Origin of the sequence: Siphonobacter sp., assembly GCF_048595215.1 — a bacterium.
In the GTDB taxonomy this organism is placed as follows: Bacteria; Bacteroidota; Bacteroidia; order Cytophagales; family Spirosomataceae; genus Siphonobacter.
The window spans coordinates 1-23,173 of sequence record NZ_JBMDWJ010000160.1; the positions used below are offsets into that span (position 1 = coordinate 1).

The 23,173-nt window shown below is 48.9% G+C and carries 11 protein-coding genes; 9 read left to right on the top strand and 2 right to left on the bottom strand.

What is annotated here, in order from left to right:
- Nucleotides 1-351 precede the first annotated feature (351 nt).
- The 8 genes from ACOJTG_RS09380 (at nt 352) to ACOJTG_RS09415 (ending at nt 20,421) form a co-directional block, all read left to right on the top strand.
- Entirely contained in the window at nt 352-2,745 is a 2,394-nt protein-coding gene (locus tag ACOJTG_RS09380) for an ABC transporter permease (RefSeq protein WP_420153580.1), read from the top strand.
- Nucleotides 2,746-2,850: 105 nt separating this feature from the next.
- The gene (locus ACOJTG_RS09385; protein WP_420153581.1) at nt 2,851-5,253 is read left to right on the top strand and encodes an ABC transporter permease; all 2,403 of its coding nucleotides are present in this window, start codon (nt 2,851-2,853) and stop codon (nt 5,251-5,253) included.
- A gap of 226 nt (nt 5,254-5,479) precedes the next feature.
- Nucleotides 5,480-7,909, top strand: coding sequence for an ABC transporter permease (locus ACOJTG_RS09390; protein WP_420153582.1), 2,430 nt, complete (start codon nt 5,480-5,482; stop codon nt 7,907-7,909).
- 93 nt (nt 7,910-8,002) lie between these two features.
- Nucleotides 8,003-10,378: an ABC transporter permease gene (locus ACOJTG_RS09395; protein ID WP_420153583.1), complete on the top strand. Its 2,376-nt coding sequence runs from the start codon at nt 8,003-8,005 to the stop codon at nt 10,376-10,378.
- A gap of 62 nt (nt 10,379-10,440) precedes the next feature.
- The gene (locus ACOJTG_RS09400) at nt 10,441-12,843 is read left to right on the top strand and encodes an ABC transporter permease (RefSeq protein ID WP_420153584.1); all 2,403 of its coding nucleotides are present in this window, start codon (nt 10,441-10,443) and stop codon (nt 12,841-12,843) included.
- 118 nt (nt 12,844-12,961) lie between these two features.
- Entirely contained in the window at nt 12,962-15,337 is a 2,376-nt protein-coding gene (locus ACOJTG_RS09405) for an ABC transporter permease (protein WP_420153585.1), read from the top strand.
- Between the two features lie 170 nt (nt 15,338-15,507).
- Nucleotides 15,508-17,907: an ABC transporter permease gene (locus tag ACOJTG_RS09410; RefSeq protein WP_420153586.1), complete on the top strand. Its 2,400-nt coding sequence runs from the start codon at nt 15,508-15,510 to the stop codon at nt 17,905-17,907.
- 48 nt (nt 17,908-17,955) lie between these two features.
- Nucleotides 17,956-20,421: an ABC transporter permease gene (locus tag ACOJTG_RS09415; RefSeq protein WP_420153587.1), complete on the top strand. Its 2,466-nt coding sequence runs from the start codon at nt 17,956-17,958 to the stop codon at nt 20,419-20,421.
- A 179-nt stretch (nt 20,422-20,600) separates the two neighbouring features.
- Here ACOJTG_RS09415 and ACOJTG_RS09420 read toward each other — a convergent pair whose 3' ends face one another.
- Both ACOJTG_RS09420 and ACOJTG_RS09425 read right to left on the bottom strand, forming a co-directional pair.
- Nucleotides 20,601-21,077, bottom strand: coding sequence for a hypothetical protein (locus ACOJTG_RS09420; RefSeq protein ID WP_420153588.1), 477 nt, complete (start codon nt 21,075-21,077; stop codon nt 20,601-20,603).
- Between the two features lie 2 nt (nt 21,078-21,079).
- Nucleotides 21,080-22,177, bottom strand: coding sequence for an acyltransferase family protein (locus ACOJTG_RS09425; RefSeq protein WP_420153589.1), 1,098 nt, complete (start codon nt 22,175-22,177; stop codon nt 21,080-21,082).
- 181 nt (nt 22,178-22,358) lie between these two features.
- Between ACOJTG_RS09425 and ACOJTG_RS09430 the strand changes: the two genes are divergently transcribed.
- Nucleotides 22,359-23,173: sensor histidine kinase (locus ACOJTG_RS09430; protein WP_420153590.1), on the top strand; the 815-nt coding region annotated here is incomplete at its 3' end.

A 23,173-nucleotide genomic window follows, 5' to 3' on the forward strand; every position in this document is an offset into this window, starting at 1 on the left:
GGGGCGGCTCTGGCTACCCTAACGGTCACGTTACTCACCGTTAGCTATCAGGCCATCCGGGCGGCGTTGATGAATCCAGTTCAATCGCTGAAATCAGAATAATTCAATCAAAGAGACTTAAGAAAGCTGTTCGGAAGCGTACGACACATTGTACGCTTCCGAACACTTGTTTTCATATTAATCACTGACTACCAATACTTTACCGCTCCCTTTCTTTCATCGGCACGACTTTTCTAACGGATAGGTTAGCTTTCACTTACCAGTCATTCTAGTACGCCATTACCGAGTAAACGAAACGAACTACGCAGCTTTCGAGCATACGTCAACCCATATCAACAACCCTTACGACCGATGTTAAAAAATCATTTTAAAATCGCCTTTCGTAATCTACTGAAAAACAAGGTTTTTTCGGTAATTAATCTACTCGGTCTGGCCGTAGGGTTAGCGGCTTTCTGGATGATTGGGTTGTACGTAGCGGATGAGCTGAGTTATGATCGCTTTCACGAAAATTCGGATCGGATTTATCGCGTAACACACGAGGCCAGTTGGGAGACGGGTCAGTTTAAGACCGCTCTTACTTCCGCTCCCTATGCTCCAACGCTGAAGAAAGATTATCCCGAAATCGAGCAGGCCGTACGCTTCGCTCCCGAAGGAGGCGGTTTGATCCAACGGGGCAAGACTCAATTGAGAGTCAATGACATGATATTCACGGATGGAAACGTATTCCAGGTCTTTCAATTTCCTTTTTTGTACGGCGATCCGAAGACGGCCTTAAACAAGCCCAACTCGTTGGTCATCACGGAACAGCTGGCGACAAAACTTTTCGGTGATCCAGCAAAAGCCCTGAACCAAACGGTATACCTGGATAATAATCTAGGCAACGTCATCACGGGCGTTCTGCAGGATCTTCCCACGAACTCCCACCTGCAATTCAGTGCTCTGCGTTCCATGCCCGCTAACTTTACCGACGGCTGGCAAAACTTTAACCTGTACACCTACGTACTGCTTCGCCCGAATACGGATGCCGTAGCTTTCGAGAAAAAAATCCAACGTTTCTTCCCGGACCATTTACTCCAGGAGATGGGCAAAGTCAATTACCAGCTCAATCTTCAGCCGCTGGTGGACATTCATTTACATTCGCATCTGAGTTTCGAAATGAGTGCGAATGGCGACGGCACCTACGTCCTGGTTTTCAGTATCGTAGCTGTACTGGTCCTGCTCATTGCGGCCATTAATTACATGAACTTAAGTACGGCCCGTTCCTCGCTGCGGGTACGTGAGGTGGGTGTGCGGAAAGCCATTGGCTCGGAGCGTAACCAGTTGGTGAGCTTGTTTCTGGCCGAGTCCCTATTACTGAGCTTGTTTGCGGCGATTCTGGGTATTCTACTAACGGAATTGCTACTGCCCTTTTTCAATACGTTTTCGGGGAAAGAGCTTTCCCTCTGGCAATTTGGCGTCCTGCCCAGCCTCGGCTTTCTGGTGTTCTTTTGTCTGTTGACGGGTTTGCTCAGCGGTACCTACCCAGCGTTATTTCTCTCGGGTTTCCGGACTATTCCGGCGTTGAAAGGACAGTTAGGTAGCTCGGCCACCAACAAACGGTTTCGGCAGTCGCTGGTTACGTTCCAGTTTGTGATTACAATTAGTATGCTGGTCGGTTCGGCCGTTATCTACCAGCAGATGCACTATACTGCGACGAAAGATCTGGGCTTCAACCGCGAGCAGATCTTGTCCTTTCACATTGATAAAATGGAGGTACGTAAGCACATTTCCGCCTTCAAGGAACAACTGCTGAAAAGTCCCCTCATTACGGGTGCGGCGGCGGTTGGCAACCCCATTGGCAATAACAATATCGGCTCGCGGGGATACCACTTTGAAACCAACGGGAAAGTTTCGGACGCCAGCATGATGATGCAGCGGCTCGACGCGGATGAAGATTTTCTGACAACGATGGAAATTCCACTGGTCGCGGGTCGAAATTTTGATAAAAACCGGGAAACGGACGTCACGCAAGCGGTACTGGTGAATGAAACGCTGGTAAAGAAACTGGGCTGGAAAGATCCCATCGGTAAAATCGTGGAAGCCAATACGGAAGATTCGGAAAGTCCCCGACTCCATTTTCAGGTGATTGGCGTCGTCAAAGATTTCCACACCTATTCCCTCCAGCATACAATTGAGCCGCTGGTGATTCAGCGGGCTTTCGGTACGCAGCAGGATAATTTGTACGTACGCATTCGGCCCGAGCATACGGAAGCGGCTCTGGCCTATATCCAAAAGGTATATCAACAATTCGATCCAGCCAGTGATTTCGAATATAGTTTTCTTGATCAGAACTTCGCTCACCAGTACGAAAGCGAGCAGAAGCAGGGCCAACTCTTACTCACGTTTACAATCCTCACCATTTTCATTGCCTGCTTAGGCTTGTTTGGTCTGGTTACCTTCACTGCCGAACAGCGTACCAAGGAAATCGGCATTCGGAAAGTACTTGGAGCCAGCGTACCGAATATCGTCGGCATGCTCTCGAAAGATTTTATGCTATTGGTCGGAATCGCCGCTCTGGTTGCTTTCCCGCTGGCCTGGTACGCCATGCACCGCTGGCTTGAAGACTTTGCCTACCGCATCGAAATGCACTGGTGGGTATTTGCCGGAGCGGGACTGGTAGCACTGCTCATCGCACTGCTCACCATCAGTACGCAGGCGATTCGGGCCGCTACGGCGAATCCGGTACGTTCGTTAAAGTCGGAGTAGTGAGGGGATACCTGATCTACGCTTGTACCGAACTCTTTGTCTCCTTAGTAATTGTTAGAAAAGCTTCAGCAAAGCGATCATTGCTTAATCCTTATCTATCCAAAGATGTTAAAGAATTATTTCCTCGTCGCCTACCGAACGTTGCTTCGCTACAAGGGATACGCCCTGCTGAATATTCTGGGACTAGGCCTGGGCATTGCCTGTACTCTATTGATTTTTCAGGTCTTGAAATTTCAGTTCAGTTTTGATACCTATCATACCCAGAAAGATCGCACGTATCGGGTGGTAACGGAATTCAGCGGAGAGAGCACGGAGTATCAGTCGGGCGTACCGCTTCCCCTGGGGCAAGCCCTGCGAAATGACTATTCCTTTTTGGAAAAAGTAGCGATGACTTACCTCCAGTACAATACGCTGGTCAGTGTCCCCAACTCCCGGCCTTTTAAGAAATTCGAGGAAGCAGAAACACTCACCTACGCCGAGCCTTCGTACTTCGACATTCTGGATTACCAATGGCTGGCAGGAAACCCAAAGCACGCGTTGGATCAGCCCAATACGGTGGTCATTACGCGGCGAATGGCGGAAAAATACTTTGGCTTGGCGAACCCGATGGGTCAACGCCTACGGATCAATAATGATCTGGATCTGAAAGTGAGTGGTGTACTGGCCGACATTCCCGAAAATACGGATCAGCGGCAGGAACTGTTCGTTTCCTGGGCTTCGCTACGGGGTTACAAAAACAACATAGCGTATAAACTCGATGACTGGGGTGGCGTCAGTTCGCGTACCCATTGCCTGGTTTTACTACGCGAAGGCACTTCGCAGGCCAGCGTTGAGCAGGCACTCAAGGGGTTTGTGAAGAAATATCATCCGGATAATTACAAGGAAATTCGTCATCCGCTCATTCCCCTCACCGACTTTCACTTTTCAGCGGAATACAACGAACAGCTCACCGTTACACAACTGTACGCATTGGCTTCGGTTGGCCTGTTTTTGCTACTGACGGCCTGTATCAATTTCGTAAATCTGGCGACGGCCCAGGCTCTCAAACGTTCCAAAGAAGTAGGAGTCCGCAAAGTGATGGGCGGCACCAACGGGCAGTTATTCTGGCAATTCATCGCCGAAACCGGACTCATTACCCTGGCGGCCATTGCCTTTGCCGTGTTACTGGTTGAATTGCTGGCCCCGGTGCTGAGTCAATGGGTGCATCAGGCTTCGGACCTGAATCTGCTCGGTACGATCAATCTTTTTTCTGACCCCCTACTACTGGGTTTTCTGGCCGTATTGCTGGTCGTAGTAACCCTACTGGCGGGTTCGTATCCGGGACTCATTCTGGCGGGTTTTCAGCCCGTCGCGGCTTTAAAAGGTAAAATCAGTACGCAGCAAGTGGGCGGTATGTCCATTCGCCGAAGCCTGGTGGTGGTGCAGTTTACGCTGACCCAACTGTTACTCATTGGAACCTTGGTGGTTACGCAGCAGATGGATTTTTTCCGGGGAAAAGATATTGGCTACGATCCCACTTCAATTGTACTGGTTAATCTTCCCACGACCGATCAGATCAACCTGCAAACGCTGCGTAATCGGCTGTTACAAGTGAATGGCGTAGAGCAGCTCAGTTTTAGTACAACCCCTCCAACGAGCGGAAACAACAATCGCTCCAACCACCATTTTGACAACCGACAGAAGGAAGAAACTTGGGACGTTAATACCAAAGGCGGCGATGCTCAGTACCTGCAAACGTACGGACTGAAGCTGGTAGCAGGTACGAATTTACCCGAAAGCGATTCCATCCGGGGCTTCCTCGTCAACGAAGCCTACGCCGAGAAGCTCGGTCGGCAGCCGCAGGAGATTGTTGGCCGCTCGCTGGAACTCTGGGGATTCAAGGCTCCGATTGTGGGCGTAGTGAAAAACTGGAATAACCTTTCCTTACAGAACCGGATTGAACCCGTTACTATTTTCCCATTTCCGAAGGCGTACCAGTACGTCGGTCTGAAGGTTCGTAGCTCTCATTTGCCCCAAACCCTGGGGGGTATCGAAAGCGTTTGGAACGAAACCTTTCCAGACTACATCTACAAGCAGTCGTTTCTGGACCAACGCATTGCCAAAGCCTACGAAACCGAACAACTGATGCTGCATCTGGTTCGTGTCTTTTCCTTCATTGCCATCTTCATCGGCTGTCTGGGTTTGTACGGACTGGTCAGCTTCATGGCGGCTCAGAAAACCAAGGAAATCGGGGTACGCAAGGTGCTCGGAGCCAGCGTCGGCCAAATCCTGACGCTCTTCGGTACCGAATTCGGACGGCTCATCCTGCTGGCGTTTGTCGTAGCGGCTCCGCTGGGTGGCTGGATAATGACGAACTGGCTGGAAGGCTACACCTACAAAATTCACTTGGGTTGGCAAACGTACGCCTGGGCCATGCTGCTCACACTACTGGTTACTCTACTCACGGTAAGCTGGCAATCGTACCGGGCCGCGATCACGAATCCGGTTAAGTCGTTGAAATCGGAGTAAGCTAGATAGCTCCTTTTGGGAACGGGTTGGGATTCGTGTTCTACCCGTTCCGAAGCCATTCTTTCCTTTTGAATCTTTACTTCATTGTTCGTTTCCGAACTATGCTCTGTTCAAAAGCGAACACCCCTACTATCGTATTTCATTCTATACCAGACAGTTACTTAAACACAGTTTCCAACGGCACAACTATTGAACGTAACTGGATCTACTGAAAGCGTCCTGTCTTATGCTTAGAAACTACTTTTTGGTTGCCTGGCGGAACCTGCTGCGGAACCGGACCTTTACCCTCATCAATGTTACCGGACTGGCTTTAGGTCTGGCTACCTGTATACTAATCATGTTATACGTGGTAGATGAATGGAGTTATGACCGCTTTCACGAGCGTGCCGACCGGATCGTACGGGTAGTTTTCAAAGGTAAAACGGAAGGCGGAAGTATCAATGAGGCTCATGTTATGCCTCCAGTAGCCCGTACACTTCAGTCCAGCTTTCCGGAAGTAGCCGAAGCTACGCGTCTTCGCCTGGCAGGTTCGCCGCTGATCTCCTACGGAACCAAGTCCTTACGGGAAAGTGTGATGGCCTTCGCCGATTCCAACATTTTCCGGGTCTTTACGCTACCATTGCTCAAAGGCGATTCAAAAACGGCTCTGATTAAACCTTCATCCGTGGTTATTTCTGAAACGGTAGCCCGCAACTACTTCGGCGAAGCCGATCCCATAGGTAAGATACTGGAAATTAAAGCCTGGAAATCTTCGTATCAGGTAACGGGCGTTATGCAGGATATGCCCAAGAATTCGCATTTCCACGTCGATATACTGGCTTCTATGTCGGGACTTGCGGAAGCCCAGTCTACAACCTGGCTAACTTCCGAATTTTTCACCTACCTCCTCCTAACGCCCGGCACGGATGTAACCCATCTAGAACGTAAATTACCGCCGATCGTTTCCCGGTACATGGGCCCGCAACTGGAACAGGCTTTTGGGATGCCCTACGAAACATTCCGCAACAAAGGAAATGCCCTTGGGCTCTTTCTACAGCCGTTAACGGACATTCACCTGCGTTCCGATTTCGCGTACGATCTCTCCACACCCGGTAATCTTCAGACGGTCTACATTTCCAGTATCATTGCTGGGCTCATGTTACTGGTAGCCTGCATCAATTTCATGAATCTTTCGTCGGCGGGAGCTTCCCGTCGGGGCCGCGAGGTGGGCATTCGGAAAGTACTGGGTTCGGGGCAGTCCGAACTCATGAAACAGTTTCTGTTCGAATCCATTCTGCTCACCGGACTGGCCCTGTTTCTTTCACTTTTACTGGTTGATCTGACTCTACCCGCTTTCAACGAACTAGCCGGCAAACACCTGAGTTTTCCCTTCTTCACGCATCCGCTGCTGTTCATAGGTTTACTGGTGCTGGGTTTGCTGGTGGGTGTAGCAGCAGGCAGTTATCCCGCTTTTTTTCTGTCTTCTTTCCAGCCGATGGCGGTACTGAAAGGTGGCGGGTTCCAGATCAAAACTTCGAAGGGCAGTATTCATTTCCGGAGTACTCTGGTCGTGTTTCAGTTTTTCGTTTCCATTGCCTTAATCATCGCTACTACCGTAGTCTATCGCCAGCTTTCCTACATTCAGCATAAGGAGCTGGGGTATAACAAAGATGAGGTGATTGTACTGCCCGAAACCTGGGCCTTAGGTCCGAACGAGGCCGTATTTCGACAACGGTTACTTCAGGATTCCCGGGTACAGTCGGTAAGTGCTTCGGTATATTTACCCGCTGGGCCGAGTAGCAATAATAATTTTTTCCTTTCGCCGGAGACGAATCCCAGTCTGCTCGTCAAAACCCTTCGTTACGACGTAGATGAAGCCTACATTCCCACGTTAAACATCCGAATCGCCGCCGGACGTAATTTTTCTCCTCGGTTTGCTACCGATTCTACGGGTATTCTTCTCAACGAAGCGGCCATTCGCTCGATGGGCTGGACCGGAAATGTACTGGGCAGAACCTTAGCCACCCATAGCAACAACGGTCACCGTACCTCCTACCACGTCATTGGCGTAGTAAAAGATTTTCACTTCCGGTCCCTACACGAACTCATCACACCTCTGGTAATGGTTCAGGCCCAATCGGGTGGTACCCTGATCGTCAAAGCCAAAGTGGGCGATGTGGCCGGATTACTGCGAACCATGCAACAGGTCTGGAGCCAGTACCACGTTGATGTACCTTTCAGCTATTCGTTTTTAAATGATCGTTTCTCGAACACTTATCAAGTCGAACAAAAAACGGGTACGCTCCTGAGCGTCTTTGCGGGGCTGACCATTTTTGTGGCCTGTCTTGGTTTGTTTGGTCTGGTTACGTTTACCACCCAACAACGTACCAAAGAGATTGGCGTACGGAAAGTACTTGGAGCTTCGGTAGGCAGTATTCTTGCCCTGCTTTCCAAAGAGTTCCTCCAGTTGGTAGGGCTGGCTTTTGTACTGGCGATTCCGCTGGCCGGGTACGTTACGCACGAATGGCTACAACAGTTTGCCTACCGTATTTCGCTGGAATGGTGGGTCTTTGTTCTGGCGGGCCTCTTAGCCCTGAGCATTGCTCTGCTTACGGTGAGTGTTCAGAGTATAAAAGCCGCTTTAGTCAATCCGGTCAAGAGTTTGAAATCGGAATAACAGGGCTGTTTTATTTCGTTCTACGGTTCCTAAAGAAAAGGTTCGTTCACGTTTGACAGACGGGTGGGTTCGTTCCACCGCAATCAACCAATTATGCTACGCAACTACATCAAGGTCGCTTTGCGAAACCTGTTCAAGCACAAGTTGTACTCCGTGGTCAATATCATGGGACTGGCCATTGGTATGGCGGTAACCCTGTTGATTGGACTTTGGGTGTGGGACGAACTTTCGTTTAATCGTTCCTTCGAGCACTACGACCGCATTGCTCAGGTCATGCAGCACCAGACCCTTCAACAACAGAAAGAGACCTGGCCCGCTGTATCGATTCCGGTGGCGGCGGAGCTGCGTAACACCTACGGATCGGACTTCAAACACGTGGTTCTTTCTTCCTGGAACGATGATCACGTGCTTTCGTCCGGTACGAAAAAGCTGAAGTCTGACGGTAGTTTTATGGAACCCAACGCCCCGGATTTGCTGAGTCTACGCATGCTGGCGGGCAGCCGGAAGGGATTGGCTAATCCTTCTTCCATCCTGCTTTCCGCATCCCTGGCCAAGGCCCTTTTCGGTACCAGGGATCCGATGGAACAGGTGATTAAGATTGATAACCAACTATCGGTGAAGGTGAGCGGGGTCTACGAAGATCTGCCCACTAACACGTCTTTCCACGACCTGACCTTTCTTTTACCCTGGGATTTATACGTTTCCAGCGAAGATTGGGTGAAACGAAATTTAACTGACTGGCAGGAATACTCCTTCCAGGTGTTTGTACAGCTCAGTCCCCAGGCTAAACTGGATCAGGTTTCGGCTAAACTCAAACCCCTGTTGGCCGTAAAAACCCGGCAAACCTCTCGCCCGGAAGTTTTTCTGCATCCGATGGCAAAATGGCATCTGTACGAAGAATTCAAGAACGGCGTCAACACGGGTGGCAGCATTCAGTACGTCTGGCTGTTTGGGTTAATTGGCTTCTTCATTCTGTTACTGGCCTGTATCAATTTTATGAATCTGAGTACGGCCCGCAGCGAGAAACGAGCCAAGGAAGTAGGTATTCGAAAAGCCATCGGCTCGGTACGCACGCAGTTGATCAGCCAGTTTCTCAGCGAATCATTTCTGGTGGTTTTCATTGCTTTAGTACTGAGTCTGGGGCTGGTAGAACTGGCTCTCCCCTGGTTTAATGCACTGGCGAATAAGCAGGTATCCATTCTCTGGAACAATCCGGTTTTCTGGTCCACTACGCTCGGCTTTTGCCTGATTACGGCTTTGCTGGCGGGTAGTTATCCGGCCTTCTATTTATCTTCCTTCCAACCGGTGAAAGTGCTGAAAGGTACCTTTCAGGCCGGACGTTTTTCGGCCTTACCCCGCAAAGCGTTAGTGATGGTACAGTTCACCATTTCCATTACGCTGATTATTGGCACCATCATCGTGTACCGGCAAATTGAATTTGCCAAAGAGCGGCCCGTGGGGTATACGCGGGAAGGACTGATCGCCGTACCCATGAATACGCCCGATCTGTACGGACACTACGACGCCATTCGGAATGATCTGTTCCAGACCGGAGCCGTTTTGGAGATGTCCGAATCTTCCAGTGCACCCACGCGGGTACAGTCCGTCAATTTTGACTTTACCTGGAAAGGCAAAGACCCTAACACGAAACCGCTGTTTGCGTACATCGCTGTTACCCACGATTTTGGCTCTACCGTTGGCTGGCAGTTTGTACAGGGCCGTAATTTCTCCCGGAGCCATTCGACGGATACGCTCGGACTGGTGATCAACGAGGCGGCCGTTCAACAAATCGGCTTTCAGCATCCCGTCGGAGAAACGCTTCAGAAGGGTGGGAAAACTTATCAAATTATCGGCATCATCAAAGATATGGTGATGGATTCGCCCTTTAGTGCCGCCCGCCCCACCCTGTATACGCTGGATTACGGCTGGGTCAATTACATCAACATTCGGATTAATCCAAAGCTACCCCTGCGTACGTCCCTGACTGCTATCGAGCAGGTGTTCCGAAAATACAATCCAGAAAGTCCGTTTGATTATCGATTTGTCAGCGAAGAATACGCCCGGAAATTTGCTACGGAAGACCGTATTAGTCAGCTTACTTCCTTCTTTGCCGGACTCACCATTTTCATTTCCTGCCTGGGTTTATTTGGCCTGGCTTCCTACGTAGCCGAACAGCGAACCAAGGAAATCGGCATTCGGAAAGTACTCGGGGCTTCCGTGCTAAATCTATGGCAGCTCTTGTCGAAAGAATTCGTAACGTTGGTTTTGCTTTCGTGCCTTCTGTCCGTGCCGCTTGCGTACTATTTCATGAACAACTGGCTGGACCACTACGAGTATCGGACGAGCATCTCCGGTTGGATTTTCTTCGCCGCGGGTCTGGGAGCCCTGATTATTACCGTACTGACGGTGAGTTATCAGGCCTTATCGGCGGCTTTGATCAACCCGGTGAAGAGTCTGAAATCCGAGTAACGTACACCAAGGCTGACGGGGTATAAAACATCCCGTCGGCCTTGGGAACACCCTTAACAACTATGCTAAAAAATTACTTCCTCGTTGCGTACCGTACGTTACTCCGGCATAAGGGCTATACGCTGCTGAATATCTGGGGGCTTACCCTGGGGCTGTCTTGTGGCGTACTGGTTTTTCTGCTGATTAAGTTTCACCTTAGCTTCGACCAGTATCATAGCAAGATTGATCGTACCTATCAAATCACCACGCAAACCAAGGGAGACGGAATCAACGATGATCCGGGCGTTCCCTTTCCGCTTGCTCAGGCCTTACGGCAGGATTTTTCGTTCTTCGATGACGTAGCCCTCGTCTCGGGCGTTTACAATGCCTTGATTGCCGTACTCGGGGCGGAAGGAAAAAAGAAATTCAACGAGGCCCAGTCGCTGTGCTTTACCGAACCTTCGTACTTCAACATTCTGGATTATCAGTGGCTCGCGGGACAGCCGAAAACGGCTCTGCAAAAACCGAATACCGTGGTGCTCACGCGTAAAGTAGCCGAAAAGTATTTCGGCTCTGTATCCGAAGCTTTCGGTAAGGTCATCCGGATGAATAATGACCTAGATCTGAGCGTAACGGGCATCCTGGAAAACATTCCCGACAATACGGACCGGCGGCAGGAGCTTTTTGTTTCCCTGTCCACCCTCAAGAATAATCCGGGGTATGCCCGCAGTGGCCTCGATAACTGGTCGGGTTTTAGTTCGAGTACCACTTGCCTGCTCACCCTCAAAGCAGGGGTTAGCCCCCAACGGCTGGAAAGGGCCCTACCCGCGTTCATCAAAAAGTACCACACCACCGAGGCTGCCCACTGGAACCATCCCGTTGTACCCTTTGCGACGATCCATTTCTCCGAAAAATACGGGCGGGGCCTGACCTCCACGCACCTTTGGGCCTTAGGCCTGGTCGGTTTATTTCTGGTTGGAACAGCCTGTATCAACTTCGTAAATCTGGCGACGGCTCAGGCCCTCAAACGCTCCAAAGAAGTAGGCGTGCGGAAAGTGATTGGGGGTACAAAACTCCAGTTGTTCGGACAATTTATGGCCGAAACCGCCGTCATCACGTGCTGCTCGCTACTCCTGGCCGCCCTGGTTGCCGAACTCAGCTTACCCGTCCTGAATCAATGGGCTACGAATGCGGGGATGCCCTTTCCGTTGTTTACCCACACGAATCCACTGGCTGACGGACAATTGTGGCTATTTCTGTTGGGGATTGGCTTGGTAGTGGTACTGCTCTCCGGCTCATATCCCGGGATTGTACTGGCGGGTTTTAAACCCGTTCAGGCCTTGAAAGGGCAAGTGTCTTCCCAACAGGTGGGCGGTATGTCCATCCGGCGGAGTCTGGTGGTAGTACAGTTTGTCATTACCCAGATCCTCCTCATCAGTACCCTGGTCGTGATGCAGCAGATGCGGTTTTTTCAGCGTACCTCGCTGGGTTTTACCACTTCGGCCCTGAGCATGATCAATATTCCGGAGCAAACGCACGTACCCACCTTTCGCAATCGATTAGCTCAACTACCGGGCATTGAAGCCATCAGCTTTTGTAGTAGCCCACCGGCTTCTACGACCAACAGTAATAACAACCATCGGTTTGATCAGCGGCAGGAGGAAGAAAGCTGGTCAGCCAACACGAAGCCCGCCGACAGCCATTACCTAGAAACCTTTGGGTTGACATTGGTCGCGGGCCAAAACTTTCCCAAAGCCGATACCGCCAGTGGGTATCTGGTCAATGAAACGTACGTCCGTCGTCTGGGTCTGAAACCGGACGACGTGGTGGGTAAAAGTCTGGAAGTCTGGGGCCGCACCGCTCCCATTTACGGGGTGGTCAAGGATTGGTATAACCGGGCGGCGAGATCCGAAATTCAGCCCGTTATTCTCTTTCCCCGTACGAACAGTTATGCGGCCTGTGGACTGAAAATCAATCCCCGGACGGTAACCGAAACCAGGCGTTCCGTCGAACAACTTTGGGAAGAAACCTTTCCGGATTATTTGTACCAGCCGTATGAGCTGGATGAACAGCTCACCCGATTCTATATCGCCGAAGATATGATCCTGGCCTGTATCCAGTTCTTCGCTGGCATCGCCATTTTTATTGGATGTCTGGGATTGTATGGGTTAGTTAGTTTCATGACGGCTCATAAAACCAAAGAAATTGGCGTTCGCAAAGTACTCGGAGCTAGTATTCCGCAGATTCTAACTCTGTTTGGTATTGAATTCAGTCGCTTGATTATCGTAGCTTTTCTGGTAGCCGCTCCCGTAGGTTGGTGGGCGATGTCCCAGTGGCTGAACGGCTATACTTACAAAATCCAGCTGGGTTGGGGAATTTACGCTCTGTCACTCGTAGTAACTACAGGGATTGTCCTTATGAGCGTCGGTTACCAGTCGTTCCGGGCGGCTACGGCCAATCCAATCAAAAGCTTAAAATCAGAGTAGTGGCTTTTATTCTTCGAGAAAAGATACAGTATTTGAAAGGGTATGCAACGCCAAAGGCGACTTTATCATCTTTGGAAGGAATGACCGGATTTTCTTCTTCACTCCTGCTCCCTACCCTATGCTTCGTAACTACTTTAAAGTCGCTATTCGTGCCTTACTGAAGAATAAGGCCTACTCGCTCATCAACATCGTCGGACTGGCTACGGGCATGGCGGTTACGCTGTTGATTGGGCTTTGGATCTGGGATGAACTGACGTTTGACCGTTACCACAAAAATTACGACCGCATTGCTCAGGTGATGCAACACCAGACCTGGGATGGCCGCAAGGGAACGCAGACCGCCGTGCCAGTCCCGCTGCACCTGGAATTGCGAGCCAAGTATCCCGACTTCAAATATGTGGTGCCCAGCTCCTGGACCTTCGACCACATTCTGGCTTACAAAGACAACAAGTTCACTAAAAAAGGAAATTACATCGGAGCCGATGCCCCGACGATGTTTTCCTTGCACATGGTGAAAGGGTCTTTACAGGGACTGCGGAATCCGCATTCGATTCTCCTCAACGAATCCGTAGCGAAAGCGTTGTTTGGAGAAGAAGATCCAATCAATAAAATCGTCAAGTGCGATAATCAGACGGAAGTAAAAGTAACCGGCGTTTACGAAGACCTGCCTACCAATACGGAACTGGCCGAGGTTTCTTACCTGCTGCCTTGGGAACTGTACTTAACCGTAGAACCCTGGGTGAAACGGAGCGAACAGGAATGGAATAACAATTCCTTCCAGACCTACGCCATGTTACAGCCCAACGCCGATTTTGATCAGGTTTCGGCTAAAATCAAGTACATGAAGCTGCGTCACGATCCCAAGGATGCGGCTAAACCGGAAATTTTCCTGCACCCCATGTCGAAGTGGCACCTGTACTCCGAATTCAAGGAAGGTGTCATTACGGGGGGGCGTATTGAGTTTGTCTGGCTGTTTGGGATCATCGGGGCGTTTGTACTCCTGCTGGCCTGCATCAATTTCATGAACCTGAGTACGGCCCGCAGTGAGAAACGGGCTAAAGAAGTGGGTATCCGGAAAGCCATTGGCTCCTTACGTCCGCAATTGATCGGTCAGTTTCTGAGCGAATCCCTACTGGTCGCCCTACTGGCCTTTATTCTGTCTATTTTTCTGGTGGAGAGTTCGCTACCCCTTTTTAACGATCTGGCCAGTAAGCATTTATTCATCCCCTGGGACAATCCGATCTTTTGGCTCATTGGGCTAAGTTTTACCTTCTTCACGGGTTTCATTGCGGGAAGCTATCCGGCCTTTTATTTGTCTTCCTTTGAACCCGTCAAGGTACTTAAGGGTACGTTTCGAGTGGGACGCTACGCCTCGCTACCCCGAAAAGTGCTGGTCGTGATTCAGTTTACCGTTTCGGTAACGCTCATCATCGGAACGATCATCGTGTTTCGGCAGATTCAGTTTGCCAAAAATCGACCCATTGGCTTTTCGCGGGACGGGCTCATTACGTTGACTATGAATACCGAAGACATTCAGAAAAACTACGAAACCTTCCGTACCGAACTGCTGGGCAGTGGAGTCGTCGCCAGCGTTACCAAATCCTCCAGTCCCATTACGGATCTGTATTCCAACCAGATTGGGTTCGACTGGAAGGGCAAGGACCCCAATAAACAGGCCTTGTTCGGTATCGTAGCCGTCAGCTCGGGCTATGGAAAAACGATGGGGCTACAATTTACCGCAGGTCGTGATTTCTCGGATGCCTTTGCTACAGACTCCTCCGCCCTTCTTCTCAATGAAGCAGCGGCAGCTTACATCGGTAAGAAAAATCTGGTCGGCGAAAACATCAAATGGAACGGCAAAGACTATACCGTGGTCGGAATCATCAAAAACGTCATGATGACTTCGCCGTATAAGGCCGCGATGCCGACCATTTTCACTTTTAACCCCAGTTGGTCGGGTATCATCACCATCAGGATCAGCCCAACGGTCAGCACCACGCAAGCCCTGAGCCAGATCGAAGAAATCTACAAAAAGCATGATCGGAATGCTCCCTTCGATTACAAGTTTTCGAGCGAAGAGTACGCCCGGAAGTTTGCTTCCGAGGAACGGGTCGGGAAACTGGCCACCTTCTTTGCTTGTCTGGCCATTTTCATTTCCTGCTTAGGCTTATTCGGACTGGCCTCCTTCGTAGCGGAGCAGCGGATTAAGGAAATTGGCGTTCGGAAAGTACTCGGGGCCTCGGTATTCAATCTCTGGGGAATGCTCTCGAAAGACTTTGTCTGGCTAGTACTGATTTCATTCGGCCTTTCCGTACCCATTGCCTATTTCTTCATGAATAACTGGCTGGCTCGCTACGAATACCATTCCGAGTTAAGCTGGTGGGTGTTCGCCGCCGCTGGCCTCGGAGCTATGCTAATTACGCTGGCCACGGTTAGTTACCAGGCGATTAATGCCGCTTTGATGAATCCGGTACGGAGTTTGAAAAGCGAGTAGTCCATTATCGATTCCGAAACCGGTACTCATGTCCATTTACGAACAGTTGACTGTTCGTAAATGGACATGCTTATTTACACAAAACACTACTAATCAGTCACTTGATTATTATTCGAGCCATAGGGCATGACTTTCTAGGTACTGCTTTAACACCTGTGATCCCAGAACCTATGCTTAAGAACTATTTGCAAATAGCCCTGCGTAACCTTCGACGGAATCCCTTGTACAGTCTGCTCAATATAGGCGGACTCGCCGCTGGTTTGGCCGTTAGTATTCTGATTCTGCTGTACGTCGTCCATGAATACAGTTACGACACCTTTCATCGGAACGGCGATCGGATTTTCCAGACGATGGACCGGATGCCTTACGGCGAAACGCATATTCAGACTCAGGCCCTGTCGGTGCAGTCGGGACCGCGTACGCAAGCGGCCCGGCCGGATCTGGTGGAAGCGACGGTTCGTACGCGACCTTCTACGCGAACAGTACTGAAAACGGCCACTAACTTTCATTCTTTCGAGGATCAGCTTCTCTTTGCCGACCCTTCTTTTCTGACCGTCTTTACGTACCCCCTACAAAAAGGAAACGCGGCCACGGCCTTAACCCGGCCCAATACAATCGTGCTTTCCCCGGAATTAGCCCGGAAGTACTTTGGAGCGGCTAATCCATTGGGGAAAACGTTGGTTTACGACAACAAACTACCGCTGGAAGTAACCGGCGTGCTGGAAAGCCTGCCTTCGCACAGTACGCTTTCCTTTTCCGCACTCATTTCCTTTGCTACCCAGAAAAATCTGGTTGCTTACGACGATGGATTAGGCAAGCAACTGGAATACAGTCACGTGGGCGGCGGGGCTTTTCAGACGTATTTCCTGCTGACGAAAGCCGAACACCGAACCAAAGTAGAACGACTGATTCGTCAATTGCACCTGAAGGATCATCCCGTTAAAAAAGGTGAAAAAACGGAGGAGTTCATTTTAGAGCCCTTCACCGATCTTCACCTGCACGGCCTCATGGTGGATCATTCTCAGCAGTACCACGGCTTGTTCACGGGCATTGCGTTGGGTATTTTGCTACTGGCCCTGATCAACTACATGAACCTGACCACGGCCCGGGCTACCCAGCGGGCCAAAGAAGTAGGCGTGCGGAAAGTACTCGGGGGTTTACGCAGCAATCTAGCCGCCCAGTTTTATACCGAATCGGTATTGATCACCCTGATTTCATTTGCTCTGAGTTTGTTGCTGGTCGAAGCCTTACGTCCTTTCTTCTTTCAGTGGCTGGATCTTCACATCAGCGATACGTTTTTGAAAGATCCCCTTTTCATCGGTTTACTAGCGGGTCTACTCCTGCTTTGTACGTTGGTAGCGGGCAGCTATCCGGCCCTGCTACTCTCCCAGTTTACGCCAGCCGAAGTACTAAAAGGGCGTTTTTCAAAAGCAAATGGGATCAATATCCGCCGCGTGCTAACCATTTTTCAGTTTTCGGTTTCCATCGGTTTGATTGTATGCAGTTTCATTGTCAAGAATCAGCTTGACTTTCTCCGTACCCAGAATATTGGTCTGGATCGCGAAGGAATTGTGGTGATTACCGTTCCCCAAACGATGCTTCCTCACTACGCCGCATTCAAGCAGGAACTCCGGCAACAAGCGGGGATTCAGAACGTAGCGGCGGCGAGCTGGCCCTTGTTTAAAGGGGGCGTGAATATGTTCTTTACGCAGTCGCCCATTACCAAAAAAGATATTTCTTTAAAGATTACGGCCGTGGATAATTCCTTTTTCCAGACCATGAATGTACCCTGGAAAATCAAGCCGACCCGGCCTTACTCAGCCAATCCCCCCTCATTGATTCTGAATGAATCGGCTCTGAAAGAGTTCGGATTTTCAGAAAGCCCGATTGGCGAAAAAATTCAGTTGGGCACCCAGCCTGCCGAAGTGGTGGGAGTTGTGAAAGACTTTAGCCTTTTTTCCAGCAAGCACCCACAGAGCGGACTAGGCATCTCCGTAGTAGCCGATACGACGCGAGAACTGATGACCTACGGCGGCTGTCTGTACCTGAAGCTGGCCCCTGGCGGCAACGTAACCACCCGACTGGCCGCCGTGGAATCGGTGTTCAAAAAATACGAGACGGAGTACCCCTTCGAGTATTACTTCCTTGACGAAGCCTACGACGCTCTGTACAAAGCCGAAAGTAAACTGGGCACGATGCTGACGGCCTTCACCAGTCTGGCCATTCTGATTGCCTGCCTCGGACTCTTCGGACTAGCTACGTTTGCCGTGGAAACCCGCCGTAAGGAAATTGGCATCCGCAAAGTCCTGGGGGCTAGTTTATCCAGTATTACACTACTCTTGTCCAAAGAATTCTTGAAGCTGGTACTGATTGCCAATGCCATTGCTTTTCCACTGGCCTGGTATTTCATGCAGGACTGGCTGAAAGCCTACGCCATCCGGATTCAGATGGGCTGGGTAGCCTTTGCTCTGGCGGGTTTCATCGCTTTGGTGATTGCGTTTGTCACCGTTAGTACCCAAGCCATCCGGGCGGCGAATGCCGATCCGGTGAAGAGTTTGAAAAGTGAGTAACGGATTCTCGTCTTTTATCAGGAAGCTCCCTTCCCAACCTTATAGATCATGTTCAAAAATTACCTTAAAATCGCTCTCCGTACGCTTTGGCGAAACCGCCTGACCACCAGCATTAATATCCTGGGTTTAGCGGTAGGAATCTCGGCCTGTATTGTCATTTTCCTATTGGTTAATTTTGAATTTAGCTTTGATCGGCACCCGCCCGATTCTGACCGGATTTACCGACTCGTGACGGAATTTAAATTTGGTGACGATTCAGGGCATAATTCCGGCGTCTCCGCTCCCGTTCCTGAAGCGATTCGTCGGGAGCTAACGGGTCTGGAAACCGTAGCGGCCTTTCACCAGGAAAGCTTTGAGCAGATCGAAGTACTGCGTTCGGGCCAAGCTCCGGTACTCTTTCCAGCAGCGAAGGAATCGTCGTCAAAAGTCATCTTTACGGATGCTCAATTCTTTAAGATTTTACCGGCTGACTGGATTGCAGGATCGCCTCAGACTTCGCTTGCCAAACCCAATCAGATCGTCCTGACGCAACGTCAGGCTGAACGTTATTTCGGAACGGCATCGGCGGCTTTACTGGGTCGTACTCTACGGGCCGTTTCCTACCGGGATACCCTGGAATTGACGGTATCGGGCCTTGTCAAAAATGCCGTTGAGCGAAGTGACTTTTCGTATCCGGCATACTTATCCCTGAGTACCCTGACAAGCAGTAAAAAACGTCGCGAAAACTACGGTTTTGACGCCTGGACGAACACTAATGGAGCGTCCCAATGCCTGGTAAAAATCAAGCCCGGTAGCAACCCTGATCAATTGGCCCAGCAGGTTACAAAACTGACCGATAGTCATTCCGGGGAGTCATCCATCGAATGGAAACGTTGGTTTAGCTTACAGCCTTTATCCGACGTCCATTTCAATCAAACGTACGGCAACAGCTTTCGGGTAGCCCACAAGCCTACCCTGTATGGTCTGGCCGCCGTGGGTGTGTTTCTGCTGCTGCTGGCCTCCATCAATTTTGTGAATCTGTCTACGGCCCAGGCCAGTCAACGCGGCAAGGAAATCGGTATTCGTAAAACCCTGGGTAGTCGCCGCAGTCACCTGATCTCGCAGTTGCTCGGCGAGACGCTGCTGGTAACCGTCGTAGCCGTTCTGCTCTCGGTGGCTCTGGCTGAGTTGGGTCTAATCTACCTGAGTGAACTGATACCGTCGGGCGTGGAGCTTGACTTAAGCCAGCCTACGTTTTGGCTATTCTTACTGGCCATGGCAGTAATTACGGCTTTGCTATCCGGTATCTACCCCGGTTTGCTGATCTCGCGTTTTACGCCCGTTCTTACCCTTCGCGGTACCAACCTCTTTGTTCAGCCAGGAAAAATCGGTCTTCGTCGGGTACTCATCATTTCGCAGTTTGTAATTGCCCAACTGTTCATTATTGGAGCCTTATTTGTCAGTCGGCAATTGCAGTACATGATTCAGAAAGACCTGGGTTTTAACCGGGAAGCCATCGTTACTTTTCACGTACCGAGTAAATACTTCTGGGTCGGTGACCAGAACCAACGCATGACGCTGGCTGACCGTATCCGAAAACTTTCGGGTGTCAAACAGGTGAGTTTGGCGAATCAGTCACCTATTTCTTCGGGCTACAGTTCATCTATGATGAACGCCGTTCGAAACAAGCAGAAAGTAGCGATTAATGTGTATCGCAAAGACGGCGATACGCAGTACCTGAGTCTCTTCGGGTTCCATCTGCTGGCGGGGAGAAATTTCGCCGAAAGCGATACCACGAGCGAACTGGTTATCAACGAAACCCTGGCCCGACAGATGGGTTTCCGACAACCCGCGGAGGCCATTGGCCAATTCCTGCAATACGGGAATGGGGCCCGCATTCCAGTGGTGGGAGTTGTACAGGATTTTCACGGTCGTTCATTGCACGGGTCCATTCAGCCTACGGCCTTGATGAATAAAAGCCCTAGTGGTCTATCCCAATTCAACGTGCGGTTGCAAACGGGCAGTGCTCAGGCGTTCGATGCTACGCTGGCTCAGATCAAACAACTCTGGAATGAAACGTACCGCGGGGAGGATTTCTCGTACACTTTCTTCGACGATGAAATTGCCAAGCTCTATCACAAAGAGCGGAATCTGGTAAAGCTTACCAACTTAGCTACGGGAATCGCCATTTTTATCAGTTGTCTGGGCTTGTTTGGATTGGTAACCTTTACCGCTGAACGGCGTACCAAAGAAATTGGTATCCGGAAAGTATTGGGAGCTTCGGTTCCCCAACTGGTAGCTTTACTCTCCAAAGAATTTCTGATTCTGGTCGGACTAGCCTTCCTGCTGGCGGCTCCGGCGGCCTGGTATTTGCTCCGGGAATGGCTCAATGGTTTTGCCTACCGCACGGATCTAAGTTGGTGGCTGTTTGCGGCGGCGGGTACTTTGGCTCTCCTGGTTGCCTTACTGACCGTCAGTACGCAGGCCATCCGGGCGGCTAATGCCGATCCGGTGAAGTCCTTAAAAGTGGAGTAAGGTATCCCTTATAAATAAAGATCAATAAAAAACGCACAAGAAGTTGTGCGTTTTTTATTGATCACCGTAACTACTAATCAAGTCAGATTTTCTACTCGACCCAGAGCACGATTGATAATACGTATTACCAATAACTTATCGATTTTCATTTGGGATGACCACAGCTGTCAAACCTATACTTATTCAGTTATAGAATAAACAACGTTTACAATTTTCCAGCTACCATTCATTTTTACCAGCGTCCAGTATTCTTTTCCCCAATTCGTAATTTTGCCATTATTCCAGTATTGATAGTCGAAGGTAACACTACCGATAACGTCATCATTAGTGATAACAATATTCTCAAAAATCTCTTCCTGTTTTCCTTTATCGCCCAGGAATTTGTAGAAAACAGTATAATCATTGAAAAAATAATTATTGAAAGTAGCATTTCCATCTGCCTGTACTTCTTGATGACTATTATCTTTAACAACCCCTATCCATTGAAAAGATTTCGGCGTAAAGAGTCGAAGAAAGGATACCGAATCTTTATTACGTATGCTTTGACTGAATTGATTAATAACCGAATTGATTTCAGCTCTTTCTTTTGCAAAATCCTGTGCATTTCCCTTATTAAATAAAAGCATCAAAACGAACACAAAAACTATTGTTCTCATCTTTATTTTTGATTTAACAATTGATTTTTAACCCAAGCCGATGGTTGCTCTATTGCATACCGATACAATAATCCCGCCGCCAAGCATCCGATGATACAGAGAACCAATAATTGATTCTCAGAAAAATTTATTGGTCTTGTTATAGACTGAATGATGTGGATCACTCCTTTGTGGGATAAGTAAACTGCGAAGGATAAATCAGCTAACTGCCGCGTTCCTACGAATGCCGCTTTACTGAGAAAACAGGAGTCTGAAATAGCAGCCAGCACCAGTAATCCGTAAGCCATTCCTACGCAGGTAAAACCAAAAACAGAAGCTATTTCGGAAGCCTGATCATAACACATCCAAAAAGATAGAAGTAGCGTACCTATTCCTAAAAAGAAGAACAGTATCCCATTCGAATGAATGATTTTCTTAAACGTTGGCGAATAAGTATAGAGGAAACCGATCCATACCCCTATCGTGAGTGAGTCGAGCCGGGTATGCGTTGGGTAATAGATGTGCATATACCATACCTTCCAGAAACGCTCTGATTCTAAGACTGGAATGACGAAATAATTCCAAGAAAAGAGCCGCAGCAAAATGGAAATTACTAACGGAGCTACTAGTGCATATTTCAATGTAGGAAGCCAACCTGTCTTGATAAAAAAGAGAAGAATACAAGGTACTACTAAATAAAACTGCTCTTCGATACACAGCGACCAAGCGTGAGAAAAAGTACCCGTATTAATTACATCCAGTCCATAATTTTGAGTAAAGGTCAGAAACTTCCACAAGGGAGGTAATGCTTCTCTCTCTCTGAAAAAAGGAAAACAGAAATACAGGAAAAGGGTAAAAGCAAAGGGCGGAATAATTCGAAAAAACCGTTTGGTAAAAAAGATTTTCAGACGAATAGTACCATTCTCATATATTTCCTTGAAAAGCTGATTAGAGATCAGGAATCCGCTCAGTACGAAAAAAAGATCGACTCCTGTCCAGCCATATCTGCCGACTGTCTCCACCCAGTCGGGATGCTGGAATGCCCGGTAATGGTACAGCAGTACCAGTACGATGGCGACGGCCCTTAAATGGTCCAATCCGTTAAATCTGTTTTCTTTCATTTTTTCTGCAAAACTTCACCTCGTAAACACAACATCCTACAGTGTAGGACGGAAAGCACGTTTTACAGGACAGACGACTTCAGTAGCTGTTTACATGAAAAACCAGGCTGTTTATCCATCTACCCCGTAGCCTGCCCTACTTCCCAGGATTTATCCGTTCAGAATTTCTAGTTTTGTAGTAATGGAAGAGAAAGGGAAAAATCATCTACGTTCAGTCATCAGCTATCAGGCTGTGTTTTGGGTAGCTCTTTTTCTATTTGGATTGACCCAGGCTTATAGCAATACCATCGGTATAAGCTTGAAAGAAATAATCATTTATAACGCGTGTCACCTCTTATTTCAGATTACCAGTGCCAATCTGATTTACTACTATTGTATTATCCATTTTTTCGATCGTAAACGCTATGTATTCTTTTGCATCAGCGTTCCCCTTTTCATTTATCTTTTAGCCGTTATCAATCGTATTTTTATTGTTTACGCAGCTGAACCTTTCTTTATAGATGAACCCCAGGATCGTATTACTGATATTTTAATGGATCTTGATTATCTTCTTAGCCATTATATCTTTCCTATTGTTACGGCATCCTTTATCTTTGTTTGCTTCATACACATTCTACGGTATAAGAACGAAAGACAAGACCGTATGCAATTACAAAAAGAGAAAACAGAGCTTGAATTGAAGGTATTAAAATCGCGATTGAATCCTCATTTCTTATTTAATACGCTTAACAATATCTATTCCCTTTCTATTAATCATCCCGAAAGAACACCAAAATCCATTGCAGGGCTAGCAGATATCCTTGATTATGTAATTTACAAAGGCCCTCAAAAGATGGTCCGTATTGCCGATGAGCTTACAACGATTAACCATTACATCGAACTGGAAGAACTTCGGCATGGTAGTCACTTGAAGCTCAGCAGAAGCATACAATTAAGTTCCGAAAATTGGATACCGCCTTTACTCTATCTTTCATTGGTTGAAAATGCCTTCAAACA

Coding starts and splice junctions, on each gene's coding strand:
- ACOJTG_RS09385 (WP_420153581.1), top strand. CDS start 2,851: ATGTTAAAGAATTATTTCCTCGTCGCCTACCGAACGTTGCTTCGCTAC.
- ACOJTG_RS09390 (WP_420153582.1), top strand. CDS start 5,480: ATGCTTAGAAACTACTTTTTGGTTGCCTGGCGGAACCTGCTGCGGAAC.
- ACOJTG_RS09410 (WP_420153586.1), top strand. CDS start 15,508: ATGCTTAAGAACTATTTGCAAATAGCCCTGCGTAACCTTCGACGGAAT.
- ACOJTG_RS09425 (WP_420153589.1), bottom strand. CDS start 22,177: ATGAAAGAAAACAGATTTAACGGATTGGACCATTTAAGGGCCGTCGCC.
- ACOJTG_RS09395 (WP_420153583.1), top strand. CDS start 8,003: ATGCTACGCAACTACATCAAGGTCGCTTTGCGAAACCTGTTCAAGCAC.
- ACOJTG_RS09415 (WP_420153587.1), top strand. CDS start 17,956: ATGTTCAAAAATTACCTTAAAATCGCTCTCCGTACGCTTTGGCGAAAC.
- ACOJTG_RS09405 (WP_420153585.1), top strand. CDS start 12,962: ATGCTTCGTAACTACTTTAAAGTCGCTATTCGTGCCTTACTGAAGAAT.
- ACOJTG_RS09380 (WP_420153580.1), top strand. CDS start 352: ATGTTAAAAAATCATTTTAAAATCGCCTTTCGTAATCTACTGAAAAAC.
- ACOJTG_RS09420 (WP_420153588.1), bottom strand. CDS start 21,077: ATGAGAACAATAGTTTTTGTGTTCGTTTTGATGCTTTTATTTAATAAG.
- ACOJTG_RS09400 (WP_420153584.1), top strand. CDS start 10,441: ATGCTAAAAAATTACTTCCTCGTTGCGTACCGTACGTTACTCCGGCAT.